The organism is Rhodococcus sp. (in: high G+C Gram-positive bacteria) (genome assembly GCF_049591685.1).
In the GTDB taxonomy this organism is placed as follows: domain Bacteria; phylum Actinomycetota; class Actinomycetes; order Mycobacteriales; family Mycobacteriaceae; genus Rhodococcoides.
In genome coordinates this window covers 1-2,296 of record NZ_JBAWFH010000459.1, presented here as the reverse complement: position 1 = coordinate 2,296, position 2,296 = coordinate 1, and the positions used below count along the sequence as shown (strand labels likewise).

General features: G+C 62.5%; 3 protein-coding genes. All 3 read right to left on the bottom strand.

All coding sequences use genetic code 11. The annotated features are described in order from the left end of the window. The coding region (locus WBQ44_RS19165) for a preprotein translocase subunit SecA (RefSeq protein ID WP_495568257.1) at window positions 1–936 on the bottom strand (936 nt) is incomplete at its 3' end. 217 nt (window positions 937–1,153) lie between these two features. Further along, complete coding sequence (hpf, locus tag WBQ44_RS19160; RefSeq protein ID WP_495568256.1) at window positions 1,154–1,822, bottom strand: ribosome hibernation-promoting factor, HPF/YfiA family; 669 nt, start codon at window positions 1,820–1,822, stop codon at window positions 1,154–1,156. A gap of 226 nt (window positions 1,823–2,048) precedes the next feature. Next, window positions 2,049–2,296 (bottom strand): ComF family protein (locus tag WBQ44_RS19155; protein WP_495568255.1); only part of this gene is annotated, 248 nt, incomplete at its 5' end.

Below are 2,296 nucleotides of genomic sequence, written 5' to 3'. Positions count from 1 at the left end.
GTCGCGGACGATGTAGTCCTTGTCGCGCAGGAACAGCTCCTTGGCCTTGACGGCGTTGTTCAGGTAGCTGACCAGGGGCGAGTTCGCCGCCTCGTACAGGTTCTCGATGCCGAGCTGGTCCTCGACGAATTCGACACCCTTCTCGTGCACGCCGATGGTGCGCTTGCGGATGTCGACCTCGTAGTGGACCTCGTTCTTCATCATCGGCACGATCCGCGCGAACTCGCCGTACCACTTGGACGACGCGTCGGCGGGGCCGGAGATGATGAGTGGGGTCCGCGCTTCGTCGATAAGAATGGAATCGACCTCGTCGACGACCGCGAAGTTGTGCCCGCGCTGCACCAGATCGTCGAGCGAATGCGTCATGTTGTCGCGGAGGTAGTCGAAGCCGAACTCGTTGTTGGTTCCGTACGTGATGTCCGCCGCGTATGCCGCGCGACGCTCGGTGGGAGTCATCCCCGAAAGAATGACGTCGACCTCGAGGCCGAGGAACCGGTGGACACGGCCCATCCACTCCGAGTCGCGCTTGGCCAGGTAATCGTTGACGGTGACCACGTGGACGCCGTCACCGGACAGTGCGTTGAGGTAGGCCGGGAGTACACAGGTGAGCGTCTTGCCCTCACCCGTCTTCATCTCCGCGATGTTGCCGAAGTGCAGTGCTGCACCGCCCATCACCTGCACATCGAAGTGACGCTGGGAAAGAACGCGCCAGGATGCCTCGCGTGCGACGGCGAACGCCTCCGGCAGAAGCTCGTCGAGCGCCTCTCCCTTGGCGTAGCGCTCCTTGAACTCTGCGGTCTTGGCCCTGAGCGCGTCGTCGGACAAGCTCTCGACGTCCGGCGACAGGGTGGACACATGGTCGGCGATGTTCTTCAGCCGCTTGACCATGCGACCTTCGCCAACACGGAGCAGCTTGGAAAACGACAGCGAAGGCACGGGCTTTTTCGTCCTCTTTTTCTCGGTTAAGGAGATCGGTTCTCAATAGCAGCACTCTCGACGGACACGACATCTGGGACGCACGAAGAGCGTCAGAAGCCGACCCGACGGGTCCATGGTAGGCGCTGCGCCGGAACGCGCAGTAAGCCCACCGCACCGCAACAGGCCTGACCTGGGATTTTTCCCGGATCAGGCCTGTTGCGTAAGGAGGAGTTGGTCAGGTCAGTCTGATCAAGCCGTAGTCGAAGGCATGGCGCCTGTAGACGACGGACGGACGGTCGGTCGCGCTGTCGTGGAAGAGGAAGAAGTCGTGACCGACGAGTTCCATCTCGTAGAGCGCGTCGTCCACGCTCATCGGGGCTGCGGAGTGCACCTTCGTCCGGACGATCTGTCCTGGACCGGTGGCTTCGTCCTCGAAGGTGTCGAGTTTGGTATCCGGGTCGAGGGCCAGACTGTCGTCCTCGGCCAGTTCGGCTGTCGCTTCCGCTACCGACACCGGGGTCTTTTCACCGTAGTGGACCTTGCGGCGATCCTTGGTGCGTCTGAGGCGACTCTCGAGCTTGGAGGTCACCGACTCGAGCGCGGCATAGAAACTGTCGGCGCATGCCTCGGCGCGGACCACTGGCCCCTTGCCCTTGGCGGTGATCTCCACTCGCTGACAGGCCTTGGCTTGTCGGCGGTTTCGTTCGTGCATGAGTTCGACGTCGAACAGATAGATCGAAGGATCGAATCGTTCCAGCCTGGCGAGTTTCTCGGATACGTATATCCGGAAGTGGTCTGGGATCTCGACGTTGCGGCCTTTGACCACAACGTCGGCATGGGTCTTGGTGGACTCGTCCGAAGGCTTCTCGTCGAAGAAAACCGAAGCTTGTGAAGGGGTCGTCACGCGTACCTCCCGATATCGGCCGCGCCGCCGGTGCGACGTGGCAAGTTGCTCATGCCGAGTGGGGAACCAATCGGCACCATGTGCAGCCGCATCACCTCCACTCACGAGAAGTCGCATCACCCTGCTGTCGTACCTCGAAGGGCTTGATTGCGACGTTAGTCCGTCATGCGCTCGTGTGCCACCGTTCACCTGAATTCGCTGCGGCGGCGTGTCGACGCACCGCTGCTCACACCGTCGCGACCACCAGCACGCCGTCGACTCTCACCCCCGAATCCCTTAGCACGCTTACGGATTCACTGACGGTCGCTCCGGTGGTCAGTACGTCGTCGACGAGCAGGACGGTACGATCGACCGGCTCTGGGTCCACCCCACCGCCGCGCGCCCGACGAGATGGACGCGGCCGAACGAGCTCGATGTTGCCGGCCACGTTGGCCGCCCTCGCGGACGCTCCGAGACCCACGGAATCGTGGACTC